At 57.1% G+C, this 21843-nt stretch carries 18 protein-coding genes; 8 read left to right on the plus strand and 10 right to left on the minus strand.

All coding sequences use genetic code 11. The features are described from left to right. Positions 1–113: 113 nt before the first annotated feature. The 3 genes from ACOSDM_RS19290 (at position 114) to ACOSDM_RS19300 (ending at position 5310) form a co-directional block, all read left to right on the plus strand. Complete coding sequence (locus tag ACOSDM_RS19290) at positions 114–674, plus strand: PadR family transcriptional regulator (protein ID WP_420726174.1); 561 nt, start codon at positions 114–116, stop codon at positions 672–674. Positions 675–739: 65 nt separating this feature from the next. Further along, positions 740–1924 carry an efflux RND transporter periplasmic adaptor subunit gene (locus tag ACOSDM_RS19295; protein ID WP_420726175.1) on the plus strand — a complete coding sequence of 395 codons (1185 nt, stop codon included), beginning with the start codon at positions 740–742 and terminating at the stop codon, positions 1922–1924. Then, positions 1921–5310, plus strand: a complete 3390-nt coding sequence (locus ACOSDM_RS19300) for an efflux RND transporter permease subunit (RefSeq protein ID WP_420726176.1) — start codon at positions 1921–1923, stop codon at positions 5308–5310. Before ACOSDM_RS19295 ends, ACOSDM_RS19300 begins: the two co-directional genes overlap by 4 nt. 55 nt (positions 5311–5365) lie before the next feature. Here ACOSDM_RS19300 and ACOSDM_RS19305 read toward each other — a convergent pair whose 3' ends face one another. Next, positions 5366–6358, minus strand: a complete 993-nt coding sequence (locus tag ACOSDM_RS19305; protein WP_420726177.1) for an NAD(P)H-dependent glycerol-3-phosphate dehydrogenase — start codon at positions 6356–6358, stop codon at positions 5366–5368. A gap of 153 nt (positions 6359–6511) precedes the next feature. On the opposite strand from ACOSDM_RS19305, the gene hemC reads away from it, so the two are divergent. From hemC to ACOSDM_RS19320, 3 genes are read left to right on the plus strand one after another with little or no spacing between them, the layout of a single operon-like run. Then, entirely contained in the window at positions 6512–7435 is a 924-nt protein-coding gene (hemC, locus tag ACOSDM_RS19310; RefSeq protein WP_420726178.1) for a hydroxymethylbilane synthase, read from the plus strand. Continuing rightward, the gene (locus tag ACOSDM_RS19315; RefSeq protein ID WP_420726179.1) at positions 7419–9842 is read left to right on the plus strand and encodes a uroporphyrinogen-III synthase; all 2424 of its coding nucleotides are present in this window, start codon (positions 7419–7421) and stop codon (positions 9840–9842) included. Before hemC ends, ACOSDM_RS19315 begins: the two co-directional genes overlap by 17 nt. Further along, a complete protein-coding gene (locus ACOSDM_RS19320; RefSeq protein WP_420726180.1) occupies positions 9839–11125 on the plus strand; it encodes a heme biosynthesis protein HemY in 1287 nt (428 codons plus the stop codon). Before ACOSDM_RS19315 ends, ACOSDM_RS19320 begins: the two co-directional genes overlap by 4 nt. A gap of 4 nt (positions 11126–11129) precedes the next feature. On the opposite strand, the gene ACOSDM_RS19325 is transcribed toward ACOSDM_RS19320, so the two are convergent. The 4 genes from ACOSDM_RS19325 to ACOSDM_RS19340 form a co-directional block, all read right to left on the minus strand. Next, on the minus strand, positions 11130–12476 hold the full coding sequence (locus tag ACOSDM_RS19325; protein ID WP_420726181.1) for a TldD/PmbA family protein: 1347 nt from the start codon (positions 12474–12476) through the stop codon (positions 11130–11132). 48 nt (positions 12477–12524) lie between these two features. After that, positions 12525–12812, minus strand: coding sequence for a hypothetical protein (locus ACOSDM_RS19330; RefSeq protein WP_420726182.1), 288 nt, complete (start codon positions 12810–12812; stop codon positions 12525–12527). A gap of 12 nt (positions 12813–12824) precedes the next feature. Further along, positions 12825–14102, minus strand: coding sequence for a phosphoribosylamine--glycine ligase (gene purD, locus ACOSDM_RS19335; protein ID WP_420726183.1), 1278 nt, complete (start codon positions 14100–14102; stop codon positions 12825–12827). A 114-nt stretch (positions 14103–14216) separates the two neighbouring features. Beyond that, positions 14217–14654 (minus strand): hypothetical protein, encoded by a 438-nt coding sequence (locus tag ACOSDM_RS19340; RefSeq protein ID WP_420726184.1) that lies wholly within the window; start codon positions 14652–14654, stop codon positions 14217–14219. A gap of 235 nt (positions 14655–14889) precedes the next feature. Here ACOSDM_RS19340 and xseA point away from each other — a divergent pair, with 235 nt between their 5' ends. After that, entirely contained in the window at positions 14890–16362 is a 1473-nt protein-coding gene (gene xseA, locus ACOSDM_RS19345) for an exodeoxyribonuclease VII large subunit (RefSeq protein WP_420726185.1), read from the plus strand. Continuing rightward, on the plus strand, positions 16359–17192 hold the full coding sequence (locus tag ACOSDM_RS19350; protein ID WP_420726186.1) for a M23 family metallopeptidase: 834 nt from the start codon (positions 16359–16361) through the stop codon (positions 17190–17192). Before xseA ends, ACOSDM_RS19350 begins: the two co-directional genes overlap by 4 nt. A 6-nt stretch (positions 17193–17198) precedes the next feature. Here the strand turns inward: ACOSDM_RS19350 and ACOSDM_RS19355 are convergent, their stop codons facing one another. Genes ACOSDM_RS19355 through ACOSDM_RS19375 form a run of 5 tightly spaced genes read right to left on the minus strand, consistent with a single transcriptional unit; the run spans position 17199 to position 21837 of the window. Continuing rightward, positions 17199–17960 (minus strand): class I SAM-dependent methyltransferase, encoded by a 762-nt coding sequence (locus tag ACOSDM_RS19355; RefSeq protein ID WP_420726187.1) that lies wholly within the window; start codon positions 17958–17960, stop codon positions 17199–17201. Further along, entirely contained in the window at positions 17957–18886 is a 930-nt protein-coding gene (locus tag ACOSDM_RS19360) for a lysophospholipid acyltransferase family protein (protein ID WP_420726188.1), read from the minus strand. Before ACOSDM_RS19360 ends, ACOSDM_RS19355 begins: the two co-directional genes overlap by 4 nt. Beyond that, a complete protein-coding gene (gene lpxK / locus ACOSDM_RS19365; RefSeq protein ID WP_420726189.1) occupies positions 18876–19865 on the minus strand; it encodes a tetraacyldisaccharide 4'-kinase in 990 nt (329 codons plus the stop codon). Before lpxK ends, ACOSDM_RS19360 begins: the two co-directional genes overlap by 11 nt. Then, a complete protein-coding gene (locus ACOSDM_RS19370; RefSeq protein ID WP_420726190.1) occupies positions 19865–21160 on the minus strand; it encodes a 3-deoxy-D-manno-octulosonic acid transferase in 1296 nt (431 codons plus the stop codon). Before ACOSDM_RS19370 ends, lpxK begins: the two co-directional genes overlap by 1 nt. Continuing rightward, entirely contained in the window at positions 21157–21837 is a 681-nt protein-coding gene (locus ACOSDM_RS19375) for a lysophospholipid acyltransferase family protein (protein ID WP_420726191.1), read from the minus strand. The genes ACOSDM_RS19370 and ACOSDM_RS19375 overlap by 4 nt, the downstream gene beginning before the upstream one ends. Between the last annotated feature and the right edge of the window lie 6 nt (positions 21838–21843).

A 21843-nucleotide genomic window follows, 5' to 3' on the forward strand; every position in this document is an offset into this window, starting at 1 on the left:
ATATATCAATTTGATATATTTTTACTTGATATAGAAATTGAGATGGGATATTTCCCTTCTGCCCGAAGGCGATACTGCGTTTGGGAAAGAATCGTGCGCTCAGCACACGGGGAATGATGGATATTAAAACCACCTGTCTAGGCGTCCTGATGTTGGGGGATGCCAGCGGATATGAAATCCGGAAATCTTTTGAAGAGGGACCCTTCAGTCACTTTGCAGAAGGGGGTTTCGGCTCGATCTATCCCGCGTTGACGAAATTAACCAAGGAAGGCCTTGTGACCTGCACGGCCCATCAGCAGGAAAAGCGACCGGCCAAGAAGGTGTATCACATCACGGATGCCGGGTGGTCCCATTTGGAAGCGGCGATGCGCGAAAAGATTCCCAGCGAGGATAAGATCAAATCTGACCTGCTTTTCGTATTGTTTTTTGCAGACTGGCAGAGCCCAGACTGGATTGCCCGCGTGATTGATGCCCGCATCGCCTATTACCGGGAAAAACTGGATCATATGGCGGAATGTGGCACGCAGTTTGAAAAGACGATGGGGCGCAGTCTGGTGTTGGGATTTGGGATGGCCGTATATCAGGCTTCCTTGGACTATCTGGTTGCCAATAGAGAGGCGTTCATAGCAGTGGCGGGATACGCAAAATCTCCCCTGTCATCTGCGGCGGAATAACAGTGACCCTGAATTGGGAACCATAGCGTTTGGCTGTGGTTCCTGGACCTGACAAAGGAAGACCGATGAAGGTGCGATTGAAACCCTCTTTGATCATAGCAGTGGCTTTGGCGGTCCTGTCGGTGGCTTGGATTTATTCAGGGCAGATGGAAAATGACCCATTCGCCAGCGCCCAGGGCACGACCGAGGCGCAGAATGCCGCGGCGGACGCTCCGGCAGACTCTGCTCCAAAGGAGCTGCCGTCGGTTCGTATCAAGGATTCATCAGCTGTGCCGCATCGGGCGATCCTGACCTATACCGGTCGGACTGAAGTGGATCGGCGCGCTGTATTGCGTGCGGAAACAGAAGGTCGTGTGATAGAAATTGGGGCGGAAGTCAGCAGCCGCCTGGATAAGGGTGCTTTGGTGGTGAAACTGGCGCCCAGTGATCGGTATGCCCAGTTGAACAAGGCAGAGGCCCTGGTGCGCCAGCGCACGATTGAATATGACGCGGCAAAGAAATTGGCAGGCAAAGGGTTCCAAACAGAATCGGCCCGGTCGGAAGCTGAGGCCAACTTGTCTTCTGCGAAGGCAGCACTGGAGGAAATCCGGGTGGACTTGGCGCGCACCACGCTGGAAGCCCCGTTCGATGGGATCATTGAATCCCGGGCAGTTGAGGTTGGGGACTATGTTCAGCGGGGCGATGAAATCGCGCGGATTGTTGATTTTGACCCCATCGTTGTAACCATTCAGGTGTCCGAGCGAGAAATCAGTCGCATTGAAATGGGGGTCGTTGCGCCGATTGACCTGGTGTCACATGAAAGCCTGACCGGAATCGTCAGCCGGATCGCGACAACGGCGGATAATGCTACCCGGACATTCGAAGTGGAATTGGAAGTTGAGAATGAAAATGCTGTCCTGCGGGACGGTGTGACGGCAAAAGTCAGGTTACCCGCGCAGCAGGTTATGGCACATCTGATCTCCCCAGCGCTGCTGACATTGGATGATCAGGGTACGGTAGGCGTTAAGGCCATTGATGCGGAAAGCCGGGTCATTTTCTATCCAATCGACATTGTTGAGGATACGGCCGATGGCATGTGGATCGATGGACTGCCGCAACAGGTGACACTGATCACTGTTGGACAGGCATTTGTCGCGCCCGGTGTTAAGGTGAAGGCGGTAGAGGCGGATGATCTTTCAACAGATCCCAGCTCACCGGCCAATCCCGCCCCGGCGGTCAGTGTCGGCGACACGACGGGAGATCGTTCGTGAGCATTATCGGCGCCGCCCTGTCACATTCCCGGACCGTTCTGGGGCTTCTGGCATTCATTCTGGTTGCCGGCGCAATATCCTATATCACCATCCCGAAAGAATCTGATCCAGACGTCAATATCCCGATCATCTATGTCTCCATGCATCACGAGGGGATTTCGCCGGAAGATGCAGAACGCCTGCTGGTGCGCCCCATGGAACAGGAATTGCGCGGGATTGAGGGATCAAAGGAAATGCGCTCCACCGCATATGAAGGTGGGGCCAACGTTCTTTTGGAATTCGAAGCAGGATTTGATTCTGATACGGCGCTTAGCGATGTGCGCGATAAGGTGGATCTGGTGCGTCCCGATCTGCCGGAAGATACAGATGATCCCACCGTCAATGAAGTTAACTTAAGTCTGTTTCCCGTGCTGGTCGTCACCTTATCGGGTGATTTGCCGGAACGCATGTTGTTGCGGATTGCACGGGACATGCAGGATCGGCTTGAAGGCCTGGAAACCGTTCTGGAAGTCAACATCACGGGAGAGCGTGAAGAGGTTGTCGAGGTTCTGATAGACCCTGTACTGGTGGAAAGCTATGGCCTGGAACCTGAAGATCTTTTGGCCCGGGTCGGGGCGTCAAATCGTCTGGTTGCCGCGGGTGCGCTGGATACCGGCAGCGGGCGCTTTGCCATTAAGGTGCCGGGTCTGTTTGAATCTGCCGATGACATTCTGGACCTGCCTATCGTGAACAGTGGGGACGCCATCGTTCGGGTCCGCGATGTTGCGCAGGTTCGCCGCAGTTTCAAGGATCCCACCACCTTTGCGCGGGTCAATGGCAATCCGGCCCTGGGCCTGGAAGTCGTGAAGCGCACGGGGGAAAACATCATTGAGACGATTGCCGCCGTGCAGGAAATTGTTGAGCAGGAACGCCCGTATTGGCCGCACGGTCTGACCGTTGGCTATTCCAATGACAAATCCGAAGACATCCGAACCATGCTGACGGATCTGCAGAACAATGTTTTATCTGCGATCTTGCTGGTGATGATTGTGGTTGTCGGCGCGCTGGGTGTGCGTGGTGGCCTGTTGGTTGGATTGGCTATTCCGGGATCATTTCTGGCCGGGGTCATGGCCCTTTCCATTATGGGGCTGACGGTCAATGTGGTCGTATTGTTCGCGCTGATCCTCGCCGTCGGGATGCTGGTTGATGGCGCGATTGTGGTCACAGAATTTGCGGATCGGAAACTAACGGAAGGCGTCCCCAAGCAGACCGCTTACGGCATGGCGGCAAAACGGATGGCCTGGCCCATTATCTCGTCCACGGCGACTACCTTGGCGGCCTTTCTTCCCCTGTTGTTCTGGCCCGGTGTAGTCGGCGAGTTCATGAAGTTCCTGCCCATTACGTTGATTGCAACATTAACGGCGTCGCTGGCGATGGCATTAATTTTCGTACCCGTCCTTGGGGCCAATCTGGCCGTGGTGGTGCGTGTGGTGATGACCCTCGCGCTGGCTGTGGTGGGATTTGGGATCGTCTCTGACATAGCCATTGAAATAATGGGACCAAATACCCCAATCGCGCCCGTTCTGGGTTTGGTTGGTGCTGTGCTGGGGGTTGTTCTGGGGTATTGGTTAGGCGGTGTTGTCGGGCGACTGCTGGAACGTGTCGAAGGGGACCCGGAAAAGGCTCAGGCGCTGGCCGGCCCTTCAAATTTTGACGACAGCGATGTTGACCAGACCATGGATCCCAGCAAGGTCGGCGGTTTGACGGGTGTTTACGTTTCTGTCCTGTCCCTCTGTCTGCGGGCACCCTGGCTGGTGCTGTTGTTAGCGGCAGGCACGCTGGTGGGGACGGTTGCACTCTATCAGGTCAAAGGCCATGGCGTTGAGTTCTTCCCGGAAATTGAACCGAAACTGATGATTGTGAATGTACATGCCCGGGGCAATCTTGCTGTTGACGAGAAAGATGCCTTGACCCGCCAGGTTGAGAATCGGGTTCTGGCCTTGGGAGCCGAAACGGGCGAGTTTAAATCTGTTTATGTATCCAGCGGCAATTTTCCGGTTCGGGATGACGAAGCAGAAGACGTCATCGGTAAGATATCGATTGAATTTAAGGACTGGGAGTTGCGGCGCCCGGCGGCGGATATCAAGGCAGATATTCGCGAGCGCACCGCCGATCTGGCTGGAATTATTGTTGAGGTCCGTGAAGAGGAATCCGGTCCTCCGGTCGGGAAACCAATCCAGATTCAATTAACGGCCCGGAATATTGACCTGTTGGATGAAGCTGTCATACAGGTTCGCGAAAAACTGGACAGTATCGACGGGCTGACCGATATCGAAGATTCAAGGCCCATTCCGGGTATCCAATGGGAATACAAGGTTGATCGGGCGCAGGCATCGAAGTTTGGCGCCAGTATCGGTGTTCTGGGAAGCTTTATTGAACTGGTGACAAATGGCCTGAAGATTTCTGATTATCGCCCTGATGACAGCGATGAAGAGGTCGATATTGTCGCCCGGTTCCCGGAGCAGTTCCGGTCCATAGATCAGTTGGACCGGTTGCGTGTGACGACGGAGTCCGGGCGCATTCCTGCTGGGAATTTTGTTACGCGCACGGCCCAGCCCAATACCGGTATTCTGCGCCGTGTTGATGGATCCCGCATTGGGTTCGTCCGTGCAGATGTGGCGGAAGGACTGTTGCCCGATACAATTGTGAAGGATTTGCGGGAGTGGTTTGAATCACGCCCCCTGAAAGATGGGGTCTTTGTGGAATTCAAGGGTGAGGACAAAGAACAGCAGGAGGCTCAGGACTTCCTGGTCAAGGCCTTTGCCGTCGCGCTGTTCCTGATGGCGATCATTCTTGTGACCCAGTTCAACAGCTTCTTTTCAGCCTTCCTGATCCTGTTTGCAGTCATCATGTCGACTGCTGGGGTTCTGATCGGCCTGATGGTTATTTCCCAGCCCTTTGGCATCGTTATGAGTGGAATTGGCGTCATCGCCCTGGCTGGGATTGTCGTGAATAACAACATCGTGTTGATTGATACATTTGATCAATTGAAGAAATCGTCCGCCACGGTGCGGGATGCGATACTGCGGACCGGGGCACAGCGCCTAAGGCCAGTGATGCTGACAACGGTGACGACGATCCTGGGACTGTTGCCTATGACAATGCAGGTCAATATTGACTTTGTAACCCGTCATGTGTCGCATGGGGCACCGTCAACACAGTGGTGGGTGCAATTGTCTACGGCGATTGTATTTGGTCTCGCCTTTGCGACATTGTTGACCCTGGTTGTCACACCCTGCTGGCTGCAAATGCGCGACAATTTAAGCCGCCGGTCCAAACGCACCCAAACACCTGAAAACAGGGAAGACGTGGTATCTGGGGATAAACCTGGCGTCCCGGCTGAATAGGGCTTTTGGTAGAACCATTATGTGTGAACTCATACGAGTGCATGATGCTGTAACATCAGAATTCAACAGTGACGGGGCGTTCCAGTAATTTTCCAATCGCTTCGTCAATGTCGACATCGCCCCCAAGGATTGAATTGACGGCCTGGGCGATGGGCATTTCAATGCCCGCACGCGCTGCCAGGGCAACAACGGCCTGGGCTGTCCAGTATCCTTCGGTCACGGCGCTGCGCTGGGACAGGGTTGATTGCGCGGACCGGCCTTCCCCCAGCGCGATGCCAAAAGAAGTGTTCCGGGATGTTGCACTCATCGCGGTTAAGATTAAGTCCCCGGCGCCGGACAGGCCCATGACGGTTTCCGCCCGTCCTCCTTCGGCCACGGCCAGGCGCATCATTTCCGCCAGGCCCCGACTGACCAGGGCAGCGCGGGCATTTTCCCCCAGGCCGCGCCCGGTCGCGATCCCCGCTGCAACGGCGACGACGTTCTTCACGGCACCACCGATTTCCGCGCCTATCGGGTCGTCCGACAGATAGGCGCGCAGGCTGCCGGATCCAACGGCGGTCTGGATAATTTCAGCGGCTTTAAGATCCTGTGCCGCCAGTGTTATCGCCGTGGGCAATCCCTTTGCGACCTCTCCGGCGAAGGTCGGTCCAGAGAAAATACAGGCCCGCGCAGCAGGAATTTCTTCCGCCAGGACTTCCGACATACGCTTCAGGCTTTTGCGTTCCACACCTTTTGCACAAATCGCAATGGGCATGCCTGAAGGCACATGGGCGGCGACTGCCCGGGCGACGGATCGCAGGGCCTGGGCGGGGACCGCGATTAGGATACAGTCTGCACCCGACACGGCAAAGGCCAAGTCTGTTCCGGCGGTAATGCCGCGCGCCAGGGGGATACCTGGCAGGCGGATGGGGTTTGACCCGTCTTGAATACAAGCCGCTGTTTCGGCGTCGCGGACCCAGACATGGACCGGATGACCCGCCCGGCGTGCAACACAGGCCAGGGCAGAGCCCCAGGCACCGCCCCCTAAAATTGCGACATGGCCTGACATTCTTGGTTCCTCACACAGATAATTCGAACGCAACTGATTTCATCACCGTCAGGATGTAGCCTATGACGTCCGGATGCGCTACAGGTTCTCTTGGCATTTGTCTCATTTGGGCATGATAATCCATGTCCTGGTTTACTGTGTGAGGTTTGTTTTATGAGCAAGACTGTACCGACTTCCGTCACCCTTGGCACGCGGGGCTCACCCCTGGCGTTGTTGCAGACCTATGATGTTCGCGATCGATTGATTGCGGCAAATCCCGGTTTGACGGTCGAAATCGCTGAAATCACGGTGGTTGGCGACCAGATTCAAGATCGGGCCTTGGCGGAGGTTGGGGGTAAGGGGTTGTTCACCAAAGAACTGGATCGCGCCATTATGGATGGCCGGTGTGATGCGGCGGTCCATTCGATGAAGGATGTTGAAACCTGGCTGTCCGAGGGAATATCGCTGACATGTGTTTTGAAGCGGGAGGATGTCCGCGATGCCTTTTTAAGCCATAAGGCCGATAGTCTGGAGGCCTTGCCGCCCGGATCCAAAGTTGGAACATCCTCTCTGCGTCGGAAAGCTCAGATTCTGGCAAAGCGCCCGGATTTAGAAGTCGTCTTGTTCCGGGGCAATGTGCAAACCCGTCTGCGCAAGCTGGAAGAAGGCGTCGCCGATGCGACTTTGCTGGCAATGGCAGGGCTGAATCGTTTGAGCATGGCGCATCTGGCAACGGCCCCGCTGGCGGTCGAAACCCTGTTGCCAGCCTGTGCCCAGGGTGCGGTGGGGGTCACGATTGCCAGCGCGCGATCTGATTTGGCCCAATTGTTCGCCCCGTTGAATCATGGTGAAAGCCAGCTTCGGGTTCATGCGGAACGGGCCTTTCTGGATGTCCTGGATGGCAGTTGCCACACGCCCATTGCCGGTCTTGCTGAAATCAGTGGGTCGACGGTTCGGTTTCGGGGCCTGGTTGCCCGGGAAGATGGCGCGCGCCTGTTGACGGTGGAACGGTCAGGGCCCGTGGATCAGGCTGTCACCCTGGCGCAGGACGCCGGGCATGCCCTGTTGAAAGAGATGGGTGATGGTTTCTTCGACTGATCTGGATGTCGCGCAGGTGGACCGCCCCCTGATCCTGATTACCAGACCGGTAGAGGATGCGACTGGATTGGTCGATGCCTTGCGGGCAGAGGGATTTGATGCGCTGGTCGAACCGATGCTGCGGATTGAGCCTGTCTCCGATGTCGTGGTTGATCTGACGGATTGCCGCGTGATTCTGTTTACATCCGCGAATGGCGTTCGGGCCTTCGCCAGGATCAGTTCGGTGCGCAACCTACCAGTCGTGACGGTTGGTGCCAGCAGTGCCCAGGCCGCAACCGAGGCAGGGTTTGAGGATATTGAGGCATCCGGCGGCGATGTGGAGGCCTTGATAGAGACCGTGCGCGCGCGCTTTCCGGTTCAAGGCGGCGCCCTGTTTCATGCGGCGGGCTCTGTTACGGCGGGTGATTTAAAGGGTGATTTGGAATCGCTGGGCTACACGGTCAAGCGTGTTGCCCTATATCGATCCGTAAAAACACAGGCGTTCAGCGAAGCCTGTCGCTCGGCATTGGATACGGGGCGCATTGCTGCGGTGACATTTTTTTCTCCCCGAACGGCGGAGTCGTTTGTTACTGTACTTCAAGGCGAAGGACGTGCACCCTGTGCGCGTACGGTTTCGGCGGTTTGCTTAAGTGACGCTGTTGCGCAGGCTGCGGCGCGAATAGAATGGTTGGGGATCAAGCGTGCGGCAACACCCGATACGCCCGCCCTGATCGCAGAGATCAAGGCCTTGTTTGGGGTCGGAAATCAACTGGGTAGGATGATGACAATGGCTGACGACAAGAAAAGCGACGAGGGTGTTGATGAAAAGAATGCCCCCGAAATCAGTACCCCTGAAACCGATTCGAATGAGGATGATGCATCTATTGACGTCGCAGAAGCGGTCAGTGATTTTGATACCGATGCCGTAATTGATGCTTTTGGGGGTATTCGCCCCATGGCAAACAAGCTGGATGTCGCGGTCAGTACGGTACAGGGATGGAAGAACCGGGGCCATATCCCGGAAAACCGGTGGCGCGATATCATAACCGCCGCCTCGGCCCATCAGATTGACCTCAGTGTCGCCATGCCTGCGGAAAAGCGCCCAACCGCATCTGATCCGGAGGCGTCTGAACCGGCGGTGTCTGAACCAGTGATGTCTCCCTGGACTGAAGACGCGGGGGGGCAGGCTGCAGAGGCGACGCCTGATGAAGCACTGGATGATGAAGATCGTCCCGATGCTGAACAACAATCAGATGCTCCATCGCAATCAACACCGACGGCCGCCTCTGGCGCAGGTGAGTCTGGCCCCAACAGTTCAGGAAAGCTCGCTTTGTTGGTCGCCGGTGTGGCGCTCGTCGCGGTTGTTGCACGGCCCGTCTGGGGCCCCTATGTCGATACACATCTGGCGCAGTATGTGGAGCCGCCCGCGGTGGCAGTTTCCGGGGATATCCCCTCTGATATAGAGGCGACGCTCTCCTCGATTTCTGATCGATTGTCACAGGTAGAGTCACGCCCGGTCGCGACGGGGGATGGCGCGGTCGTCCCAGGGGACATTTCCAGCCGATTGGACAGTCTGGAAAATGATGTTGAGGCATTAAGTGATGCGGCAGAATCCTTGCAGGCGATCCGTGAAGAAACGGCTAATGCCCTGACGGAAACGCGCAATGCCCTTGCCGCATCGGTCGAACGGGATGAGACAACCCGCGCCCGCCTGTTGGAGCGTATGGGCGTTATTGAAAGCATGCTGGAACAGGTCAGCAAAGAGGCAGAGCGTGCCACGGCTGGTCTGGCCGGCGTGGATGCGAAAGCGGCACAGAATGCAGAAGATATCGCAGCTCTGAAAGCCCGCCCCGCTCTGGAAGGCGCAGCCCAGGCCGGTCTTGCTTTGGCCGTTGGCGATGTAGAATCCGCTTTATCTGCGGGCCGTCCGTTTACTCATGCCCTGGATCGGTTGACTGGTTTGGCCAGGGGTGATGCGGCTATCAAGAGTGCCGTTGCCGAATTGCAGCCCTATGCCACCCGGGGTGTGGTAACCCGTGCGGCGTTGATGTCTGCTTTTCAGCAGAATGCACCCGCGATGCAGTCCGAGGTCAACCGCACCGATGGCGATGTCCTGGATGTTTTGATGGAGGGGGCGCGGTCCCTGGTTTCCATCCGCAAGAAAGGGGAAGCTGCAGATGCCCCGCCAGTCAGCCGCGCAGAAGCCGCATTGAACAGGGGGGATCTGGCCAGCGCTGTCGCCGCCCTGTCCCAGGGACGGGAAACGTCTGAAACCATCGCGGCCTGGCTGAATGAGGCTGAGGCGCGATTGGCGGCTGAGGCTGCATTGACGGATTTGCGCGATGCTGTTGCTGCGGGACTGGCGATTGCCCCTGCCCCTGCGACATCACCTGAACCCGAACCTGCCAAATCGGGAGATCCGTCATGACGTGGCGCGTATTTTTCTTTCTGATCAAGATTGGTGTCCTTGGTGCCTTGGCTGTGTTCTTTGCGACGAATCCAGGACGTGTATCCTTTGACTGGCAGGGCTGGGCGGTTGATATGCCAGTCGGGGTTTTTGCCCTGATCGTGCTGTTGTTTGTTTTGCTGTTGGTCTATGCAGAGCGGATTCGCCAGACTGTGTTTCGCTTCCCCGGTCGATGGCGCGCCCATCGCAAAGCCATTCGGGAAATGAAAGGGTATCGCGCCCTGACTCTGGGCATGGTTGCTGTTGCAGCCGGCGACGCTGTTGAGGCAAAGCGCCAATCCCGACGGTCCACGGATCTATTGACCCAGGCGCCGCTGACGAAATTGTTGCAGGCCCAATCCGCCCAGTTGAACGGCGATAATCAGGCAGCGACAAAGTATTTCGAAGATATGCGTGGCAATCCGGAAGTGTCCTTCCTGGGCATTCGGGGATTGATGACACAGGCCTTGCGCGACGGAGATTCCGAACGCGCGCTGGCTTTGGCGGAAGATGCGCGCAAGCTGCGGCCATCGGCGAAATGGGTGCTGTTGGAATTGTTGGACCTGCAAATGGAAGCCGGTTTCTGGAATCGCGCTCTGGCGACGCTGGAAGATGCGGAAAAAACCGGGGCATTATCTACCGAGGAAGCAAAACCATTGCGGGCACGCCTGTCCCTGCGTCAGGCCGCGCGCCTTAAGGAGTCCGGTCAGAATGGGGACGCGCTGAAAATTGTCAAAAAGGCGATGAAGGCAGATCCGTCCAATGACGCTGCCGTTGCCTTGGCTGCCGATTTGATGCAGCAGGGCAACGATACCCGAAAGGCGGAAAAACTGATCGAGTCCGCCTGGAAACAACAGCCCACGCCGGTTCTGGCACAGGCATACCGCAATTTGGCGGCAAGTGATGCCACCCCGATTGCAAAGGTGAAACGGTTTGAGACTTTGCTGTCGCTGTCACCGGATGCGGCGGAAAGTCATATCGCTTTAGCCGATGCGGCCCTGGATGCCTCCCTGTGGGGGGAGGCCCGCACCCATTTGGCGAAGGCGACGGATATCCTGGGGGATCCTGTTCCGCCAGTTCTGTGTCGCCTATGGGCGCGGCTTGAAGAGGCTGAACATGGTGATCTGACGGCGGCGCATCGATGGTTGAAAAGGGCGTCGGAAGCGGAATCCAAGATACAGGTCGAACCTGATCTTAAGGTTCCAGCACGACTGAATGACATCGCCTCCGTTCAGGGGACGGATCTGGAACGGCGCTCACTGTAATCAATCAAGTTCCTGCGACCATCATGCCGTCTATGCGAATGGTCGGCGCGTTGGTGGCGTATTTGAAATCCAGATCATCCGCTGGCGTCATCGCCAGGAACATGTCCATTAGATTGCCAGCAATGGTGACTTCGTTCACCGGATAGGCGATCTGTCCGTTTTCGATCCAGAAGCCGGAAGCCCCGCGGCTATAGTCACCGGTCACCATATTCACGCCCATACCCATCACTGAGGTGATATAGAACCCGCTTTTGATGTCGGATATTAAGTCTGTTGGGGAAACGGTGCCAGGCTCCAGATGCAGATTGGTGGTCGATGGTGATGGGGGGCTGCTGGTGCCGCGACTGGCGTGCCCCGTCGATGTTAACCCCAACTGCCGGGCCGCGCGCAAATCCAGAATCCAGGTTTGTAGAACGCCATTTTCAACCAGATTGCGGCGCTTGTTTGCCAGACCTTCCGCATCAAAGGGTTTGGACGCCAGGCCGCGCGCACGGTGGGGATCATCGACAATGGTAATTCCCGATGACATGACTGCCTGACCCATTTTGTCTTTCAGGAAGGAGGTGCCCCTGGCAATCGCAGCCCCGTTGATTGCACTGGTCAGGTGGCGCACCAACCCTCCGGAAACGCGGGGGTCGAACACGACCGGCACCTTTGCCGAAGGGGGCTTGCGCGCGCCAAGTTTCTTTAAGGCGCGGTCTGCTGCGCTGCGGCCAATTTCTACCGGATCGGTCAGGTCAGATCCGAATATTGCGCTGGAATAGTCATAATCTGATTCCATGGCAGTACCGGTTCCTGCCAGAACGGACACGGCAATGCTGTGATTGCTGCCTTGATAGCGCCCGGCAAAACCATTGCTGGCGGCCAATGCGATGCGGGATTGGCCCCAGGAGGCCTCTGCCCCTTCAGAATTGGTGATCCCGGCGACGGCCAGGGCCGCATCTTCTGTTTCCGTCGCCCGGGCGATCAGGGTCTCGGCGCTGGGTTCCACTGGATCAAACATTTCCAGCTTTGGATAAGTGTCGCCAACGATCTGATCGGGATCTGCGATGCCACAAAAGCTGTCTTCCGGGACGGTTTTAGCCATGGCGATGGCACGCTCCACCAACAGCGCCAATCCGTCCGGTTTCCAGTCATTGGAAGAAACTATCGCCTGGCGCTTGCCAATCAGCACCCGCAAGCCAAGGTCCTGGGATTCCTGACGTTCCAGCTTTTCTGTTTTACCAAGCCGCTGGGCGTGGCTGATGCTGGTCGACAGTCCGGCGACCGCATCCGCTGAATCGGCGCCTGCTTTCAGGGCGCGCTCAACAAGGTCTTGAATCAGGACAAGCGGATCGGTCTCAACGGTCATGGTATGTCTTTCTATTTTCTGGGCTGTGCACTTGGGTGGATCAGCGTGTCAGTCTTGTAGCAGGCTAAGCAGGGCAATGAAAAGCAGTGCCACCATTCCCAGGCCAGCACCGATCATTTGCATCCGCGCCCGCCTTAGATTGGGCGATAAATCGGTCATTTCCTCCGGGTCCCGGCGCCAGTCCAGTTTGGATTCCGAATCATCACTGTTGCGCGCCAACAGTCGTATTCCAATCGTCATGACGATCAAAAAGACCAGTGTCAGAAGAATTATCCAGACAGGCAGGCCCAGCAGAATTGAAACTTTATCCAGGCTGCGTGCAATGGCGTCCGGCATCGCCTGTATCCCTTATTCGCGATTAAGCGCGCGATGACCGATGTCGCGGCGACAGAACCCTTCCGGCCATTCAATCAGGTCAACTGCGGCATAGGCGCGGTTTCTTGCCTCGGTAATTGTCGGTGCCATCGTCGTCACGGTCAGCACACGGCCCCCGGTTGCGATCAGCTCCCCGGCGTCATTGCGCGCGGTTCCGGCATGAAACACGACGACGTCGGGTGCGGCCGCTGCGCCCTCTATATTGCGGATCACGGTGCCTTTTTGATAGGTGCCGGGATAACCCTGACTGGCCAGCACAACGGTCATGGCAGACTGCGCGTGCCAGCGCAGATCAAAATTGCGCAATGTGCCATTGGTCGTTGCCAGCAGGGCAGGCAGCAAATCTGATTGCAGGCGCATCATCAGGACCTGGCATTCCGGATCTCCGAACCGGACATTATACTCAATCACCCGGGGACCGGTTTTTGTGATCATCAAGCCGATGAAAAGCACGCCCTGGAAGGGGGCGCCTTCTGCTCGCATTGCATCGATTGTCGGGGTCAGAATCTCCCGGATGATTCGGGCTTCCATCTCTGGCGTACAAACAGGTGCCGGGGAATAGGCACCCATGCCGCCGGTATTGGGCCCGGTATCACCGTCGCCTACACGCTTATGATCCTGGGCAGATGCCAAGGGCAGTGCCGTTGCACCATCCGCCAGCGCAAAGAAGGACAGTTCTTCCCCTTCCATGAATTCCTCGACGACCACTTCCGTCCCAGCGGTACCAAAGATGCCGTTCACCATGGCAGCATCCACCGCATCCAATGCCTCCTGGACGGTCATTGCGACGGTGACGCCCTTTCCGGCGGCCAGGCCATCGGCCTTTACAACAATCGGGGCACCCTGGGAACGGATATAGTCCTTGGCAGTCTGCGCATCGGTAAACCGACCATAGGCGGCGGTTGGAATATTGTATTTTGCACAGATGTCTTTGCTAAACCCCTTGGATCCTTCCAGCGCGGCGGCGGCGGCACTGGGCCCGAAGACGGCAATATCTTTCGCGCGCAGGCGATCTGCCAGACCATCCACTAAGGGCCCTTCGGGACCGACGACGACAAAATCAATCGCCTCTTGCGCAATCAGGGCCTCAATTCCGTCAAAATCATCGACGGCGACCGGGCGGCATTGGGCATCCTGGGCGATACCTGCATTGCCCGGCGCACAGAACAATGCGTCACACAGAGGCGATGCCGCAAGGGCCCAACATAATGCGTGCTCACGCCCTCCAGAGCCGATGACAAGACAACGCATATGGTTTCTCCCAATCTAAATGCGGTTGGACGTCGACGTTGATCAGGCGCGCCGACCCAGCATGGAACACGATGACGGCGGGCCGATCTGGCACCGCCGTCTTCGGACCTTGGATCATGCGATCATTGCACCGCTGTGATCCGTTTCAGCCGGTATGTCTGGTTCCGGCACCTGCGGGGACATGCTGGCGGAATCAGGCCCGAAGAATCCCGGAATAGCATTTTCCCCGGCATTGACAAACCGTCTTAACCCGCGCCCGACAATTCGTAACGTCATCAAGCCGGATTCCTGCTTGGTTTCAACCTGTAGTACCCCGCCCCCGGGGCGATGAACCGGACGCGGTGGGTATCCCAGGAACCGCAGTATTTCATAGTATCCAGGACAGTCGACCAAGATGATATCGCCTGGTTCAAAGGGATCAGAAAGCCTTGCAAAAAATCGCGGTTTTATCATCACATCAAGTATATGATTGGTACAATGATAGCTCCAAATCGAAATTCCATTATTTGAAACTAGTTTTTTCAGGCCACTCTTTTGTGCGCGAAGTGTCATTTTACCCTCTCCCTTTAGATTGCAAAGATAAGTATCTACTAGAAAATGTTGAAATATCATGCAAGAGAATTGAATAATATAAGCACGTAAAAGTTGTATAATTGATGTTAAAATTTAACACACAAAAGAAAGACCATTTAAGCGTGCATAAATTTCCACCAAACAAGTGATTTAATCTTGGCGCGGTGCATGTCATTCTAAGGGCGCTATGATGCGCAATGTCCAAGAACTCTCTGTGTCCGAACTTTCCCAGGCGCTGAAGCGTACGGTGGAAGATGCCTATTCTCTTGTCCGGGTTCGGGGGGAAATTTCGGGCTTCAAAAGGGCGGCCTCCGGCCATTTGTATATGGCACTGAAGGATCAGGACGCAGTGATCGATGCTGTCTGTTGGCGGGGCAGTGCGGGCAAGCTGGATATTCGACCGGAAGACGGCATGGAAGTCATCGCGACGGGCCGCCTGACGACCTATCCCGGGCGGTCGAAATATCAGATCGTCATTGATCATATAGAACTGGCGGGCGAGGGCGCGCTGCTGAAATTATTAGAAGAACGCAAGCGTCGCCTGGCCGAAGAAGGACTGTTCGATGCAAGCCGCAAACGGGCCTTGCCGTTCCTGCCCGAGGTGATTGGTGTGATCACATCGCCGACCGGGGCGGTGATCCGCGATATACTGCACCGGTTGGCCGACCGGTTTCCGCGCCATGTCTTGTTGTGGCCGGTATTGGTTCAGGGGGACGGTGCAGCAGCGCAGGTGGCGGCTGCGATCGAAGGGTTCAATGCCATTACCCCTGGCGGTGCAATCCCCCGCCCGGATGTCCTGATCGTTGCGCGGGGCGGCGGCTCTTTGGAGGATTTGTGGAGCTTCAATGAGGAAATAGTTGTGCGCGCGGCCGCTGCCAGTGACATCCCGCTGATTTCCGCTGTCGGGCATGAGACGGATACAACATTAATCGATTATGCCAGCGACAAACGTGCACCAACGCCAACCGCCGCTGCGGAAATCGCTGTGCCGGTTCGGTCGGAATTAATGGCGGATCTAGCAGGGTTCACGCATCGGATGATTCAATCCGGTACCCGGAATATCGAAAACCGGACTCGGTTTGTGGAAAGCTTGGCGCGGGGATTGCCCCAGCCCCGTCGATTGATGGAACCGGCCATGCAGCGACTGGATGATCTGACAGAACGGCTGGATCAATCCACCCCCCGTTTGGTGCGGGCGGCAGAAGAGCGGTTGCAGACCCGCGTTGCGCGGTTGCGGTCCCCTGCAGAACTGGTGTCCCGTGCGATGGCACAGGTTTCTGACCAGGGACAGCGTCTTCACGGCACGACACAGGCGATTTTCGCCAGGGCGGATCGTAAGGCGCTGGAAATGCGTGCAGGCGACAGAATACAGGCAGCGATGGACCGCCGCCTTACCGGCTGGCAGGATCGTGTATCGCGCGCAGGATCGGCGGTTGAGGCACTCAGCTATAAGGGAACACTGGCACGAGGCTATGCCATTGTGCGGGGCGCTGATGGCGGATTGATCACCAAAGGGGATGCGGTGCGCAGCGGCATGGCTGTTGAGATTGAGTTTCAGGAAGATACGCGTGTCTCTGCCCTGGTCACAGACGGGGCAAGTGTCGCCCCTGCTGGCAAGGGTGAAAAATCCAGGAAACCGGCAAAAACGCCGATCCCGACCTCTGTCCAACCGGAGTTGTTTAAATGATATCTCCATTCGCTCGCCGGATTCTTTTTGTTTTCGCTCTCTTCCTGCCAATAACGGGATATGCGCAACAAACACTTTCGCTGGATGGTACCCTGATCCAGGGTGGCTTTGCCAAAGGGACAGTCCCGCCGGGCAGTCAGGTGCGCTATGACGATCATGATGTGATCGTCGGGCCGGATGGTCGTTTTCTGATTGGCTTTCACCGTGATGAACCCGCCGATACCGTCTTGACCGTGGTCCTGCCCGATGGCACCGAACAGCGTTATCCAATGAATATCCAGTCCCGTGAGTATGATGTTCAGCGGTTGGATGGATTGCCGGAAGAGAAAGTAACACCCCCCCAGGAAGTGCTGGACCGAATTGCTGCTGAAGCGGCAAAAGTTCGGGCTGCACGGGCGCAGAACAGCCCGGAAACCTGGTATGACAGTGGCTGGATCTGGCCAGCGCGGGGACCAATTACCGGTGTGTTTGGCAGCCAAAGAATACTGAATGGTGAACCAAGACAGCCGCATTATGGCGTTGATGTCGCAGCCCCGGAGGGCAGTCCCGTTGTCGCGCCTGCGGATGGGGTTGTGACCCTGGTGGAACCGGACCTGTATTTCTCAGGCGGGACACTGATGATTGACCATGGGCGGGGGCTGGCGTCCACCTTCCTGCATTTGAAAAGCATTTCAGTCGCGCTTGGGCAACAGGTCAAACAGGGTGATGAAATAGGCACTGTCGGCGCGACGGGCCGCGCCACCGGGCCGCATTTGGATTGGCGTATCAATTGGTTTGACAATCGGCTGGACGCAACCCTGTTCGTGGGGCCGATGCCGAAAGATTTCTAGCTCATCTCAGGGCAGGCGGGTAATGCGATAGGAAAGCGGCCAGAAGATCGTCTTCTTGTCACCCGGCGCGCCCCATACCGAAGCGAGGCCTTGCCGCAGGATCGGCAGCGGGTCTTCGCCACACTGGCCGCGATATTCTTTCACCGCTGACCATGTTCCAGCATAGCCAACCAATTGCTCAAGGTCCCACCGAACCTCAATTTTCATCTCTGGTCCGGGCTCTTCCGGGAAGGGAAAATCAAGTGATTGATAGCCGGTTTCGACATGTCGGCGGTCTGCGGGCCAATAGGGGCCAACGGTTGTGGTGTAAAAATCCTGCAGCGCCCTATTTGCGGCGGGGTCGACAATTTGTGTCGGACGATAGGTGATCAGCGCCAGCACCGCACCAGGGACTGCGACACGGCGGACTTCCCCGTAAAAACGAGGCAGGTCAAACCAATGCGCGGCTTGTGCGGCGATGATCAAATCGACGCTGTGATCCTGCAGAATGGGCGCATGCTCTGCAGGGGCTGTGCCATACGTGACATTGGGAAATTGTGGTGCAGTCGACAACTGTGCCGCACTGGGATCGGTTGCGACAACCCTGTCGAACAGGCGCGCCAGATGTCTGGTCGCCTGACCACCCCCGCATCCACAATCCCAGGCCAGCCGCCGTTGCGGTGCGCGGGCCGCTAAATCATCGAATAGAGTGGGCGGATAGTCGGGGCGAAACTTGGAATAGTCTATTGCCGTGCTGGAAAAGTGATCCTTGAAAGGGCTCTTTGTCATTCCAGGACTCCGGTGCGGGGCTCACTCGGCCAGCGTTTATGCAGCCAGAACCATTGACCGGGCCGTTCGCGGATCCAAGCTTCCAGCAGCGTATTATATTGTACCAGAATGGCACGCACTTTGGCTTGTCTATCGTCTGTATCAGGCGCAACAAGGGGTGGGTGAATGGTCACCCGGAACCGGGTATCCTCAATGCGTTCAATCCGTACCGGCAGAATTGGCGCGCCCTGGCGCAGGGCCATTTCAATGGGCGCACTTGCCGTCATAGCCTCGCGCCCGAAGAAAGGGACTGCCATCCCTTCATTCAGCTTTTGATCCAGCAACAGGGCCAGGGGTCGCCCTTCCTTCAGCGTCATAACAGCATCGCGCATGCCACTGCGCCCTTTTGGCAGCAGTTTCCCGGTAAAGCCGCTGCGGATATCGCGAAAGTATCGATCCATCCAGGGATTATCCGCCGGGCGATAGATGGCGGTCATAGGACATCCATGCTGGCTTGCAACGGTTGTTGCCAACTCCCAATTCGCCATATGGGCGGAAACCATCATAAAAGCGCCCTTGCGCTTTGCTTCCCACAGATGTTCCAGACCAATTGTTTCAATAGGGCCGTCGGGATCCAAGACATTCAGATTGTTTGCGTGTGGAAACTCCCCGGCCCCCCGCCCCAGATTGTCCCAAACTTCCCAAACGGTCGCATCAATCTTGGCCTTACCCCAATCTGGAAAAGCCTGCGCCAGATTGCGGCGGGCGATCTTGTCTGCTTTCAGAAAGGGGCCGACCAGACGAAACAATCGCCCCCCTATTGCGGAGGCAACGGTTCTTGGCAGCGCCGCCAAAAGCGCCAGTACGGCACGTGCCATACAGTATTCGATGTAATAGGTGACGGCGCGAAAGGTGCCCCGGCGCTGTTGCGCTTGCTTAAACAGCATGCGCGTGCCCCTGTGTCAGAAGAGACAAAGGATCAACACTGGGCGGCCAGTCCAAAGTGATTGGGACCGAAACCACCTGGCTGCGAAACGCTGCTGGAAGTCGGACTGCGTCTTTCTCTGTCGTCACCAGGGTTCCCCCCAGCGTTTGGGCCTGTTTCTCAAGTGCCTCAATGTCCTGTGAACTAAAATCATGATGGTCCGGGAACTCTTGCGTCAGAAGCAGGTCCAGATCAAGCCCCCGAAGGGTTGCAAAGAATTTCTCCGGCCGCCCAATTCCAGCAAAAGCGATGCATTTTGCCCCAATCGGCAGTGCATCAGGTCGATCCGCCACCACATGAACCGACAGGATCGGACCATGGAATCCGCTCAGATCCCTTTTCAGATGCGGCGCGGCCTGATCCCCAAGAATAAGCACTGCGTTTGTCCGGGCCAGCGCGGACGCAACCGGTTCACGCAAGGGGCCGGCTGGAAAGACACAGCCATTACCAAACCCAACCGCGCCATCGACCACCAGCAGGGATGCCGTTTTGTGCAGGCTTGGATTCTGGAATCCATCGTCCATGATTAAATGCGTTGCACCAGCCTTATGGGCCATGCGTGCGGATGCGACGCGGTCTGCCCCGATCCAGGTGGGCGCGATCCGGGCCAGCAACAGTGGTTCATCCCCGACTTGTGCAGCGCTGTGATGGGCCGGATCCACCCGCAGCGGGCCTGAAGCACTGCCGCCATAGCCGCGGGACAGAAAATGCGGTTGCGCGCCCTGCTCGATCAACCGCTGTGCCAGATCCAGGGAAACGGGCGTCTTGCCAGCGCCCCCCAGAGTCACATTTCCGATACAATAGACGGGTATGTCCATTCTGACGGGGGAAATGTATCGATGGCGCAGGGCGCTAACGCCGCTCCAGATCAGGGATGTCGGCCACAGCAGCCGTGACAGAATGCCGGGATCAGATTGAGACCAGAAATCCGGCGCATGCATCACCTATCCCCTTTCGGGCGGGGTGTGACGGGGGGTAAAACCGGCTCCAGTCTGGCCAGGACACGAAGGGCGGTCCCTTCCCCCTCCTGTGCAACCCGTTGTGCGGCAATGACCAGTTGATTGCGGGCCTGATCATCGGTCAGCAGTCGGGCAACGTGATCTGCCAGGTCTTGTGCATTCGCTACGGTGACGGCGCCCTTTGCGGCATCCAGATCTGCGGCAACCGTGCTGAAATTAGCCATGTCTGGCCCGTATAGGGGCGCACAGCCCAGCCGGGCGGCCTCGATGGGATTGTGACCCCCATGATTGCCCTGCAGGCTGCCCCCGATAAAGGCAACCCGCGCCAGTCGGAAAAACAGGCCCAATTCGCCCAGCGTGTCGGCAACCAGAATATCGGTTTCGCCCGATATCGTTTGACCCATGCTGCGCTGGGCCACCTTAAGGCCGCGCCGGGTCAGGCGTTCAGATATCTCACCGCCCCGTTTTGGATGGCGGGGAACCAGGATTGTGACCACGGATGGGACGGTTTCACGCAGTTTCTCGTGGGCTTCCGCAACGATATCTTCCTCCCCGGGATGGGTGCTGGCTGCCAGCCAGACAGGTCGACCATCCAGCACAGCCTGTTCAGCCGACAAGGCATCCGCATCAGCAGGCAGTGCCGCAACGGATAATTTCAGATTCCCAACACATTCCGCCTGATATGCGCCCAGATCCTTTAGGTGATCCGCATCGGCCGGGGATTGTGCCAGGCAGGGGGAAAATCCGGCCAGCAAATCGGCGGCAATGCCAGGTATGCGCCGCCATCGGGCCAGACTGCGTTTGGAAACCCGGCCATTGACCAGGGCGACAGGCTTGCCAGCGGCCCGCATTTCCCAGATCAGGGCAGGCCAGAATTCGGATTCCACCCAAATCCCGGCATCAGGTTTCCAATGGCTCAGAAAGGACGCGACCCAGGCGGATCGATCGACCGGCACGAATTGATGCATCGCCCGGGCCGGCAGTTTGTCGGCCATCAGACGGGCACTGGTCACGGTGCCGGTGGTCAACAGAACATGCCCGTTGGGATCCCGTTCCAATAACAGATCGATTAAGGGCAGGGCTGACATGGCCTCCCCATTGCTGGCGGCATGAATCCAGATCAACGGTCCTTTAGGGCGGGGCAGCGTCGCCTTTCCCTGGCGTTCGCAAAAGCGATGGGGGTCTTCTTTTCCTTCGGCCAGGCGCTGTTTCATGTAACGCGCGATAAATGGGGCCGCCAGGACTGTGCTGATGCGATACAGGCTGCGGGCGATCATGGCACATGCCCCATATCCCGGTCGCAAGACGCAGTCAGATCCTGCAGGGTTGTGTGAAGCATTTGGCGATACCGTTCCCGGGTTTCTGCATCCGGCTTGGCAGGCAAGATGATGGCCTCTCCCCATCGGCAGATTCCCCGATTAAACGGCAAGGGGACCTGGAAACGGTCCCATGTATTCAGCATGCGGCGTTTCTTAACAGCGTAACTGACCGGGACGATTGGAACGCCCGCCATCGCGGCAATGAAGATAATGCCTTCCTTCACCTCCAAGGCGGGACCGCGCGGGCCATCGGGCGTAATGCCGACATGGCCCCCCGCTTTCAATCGCTTGATTATCACGCGGGTGGCTTTGGCACCGTCCTTACTGTCAATGGGAATACCATCAAAACCAAAACGCTCCATCGTATCCAGGACCAGCCGACCATCGCGATGACCAGACGTGACCACACATAACTGATCGGCTTTTTCCGCATAGGCATAGGGCATCATGCAGATACGATTATGCCATAATGCAATGATATAGGGCTTCCCCTCGGCAAACAGACGGTCCCGCGCCTCGGTTCCTTCCACGGTCCATTGGGTCGTCAGTCGCACAAAGCGGATATAGGCCGCCAGCAGACTGCAGATCAATCTGTGTACCCATGCCTGTTTGGAAAGAGCCTTGATCAGTGACATGGTTGC

Origin of the sequence: Hwanghaeella sp. LZ110 (genome assembly GCF_048892525.1) — a bacterium.
Classification (GTDB): Bacteria; Pseudomonadota; Alphaproteobacteria; order UBA8366; family Aestuariispiraceae; genus Pacificispira.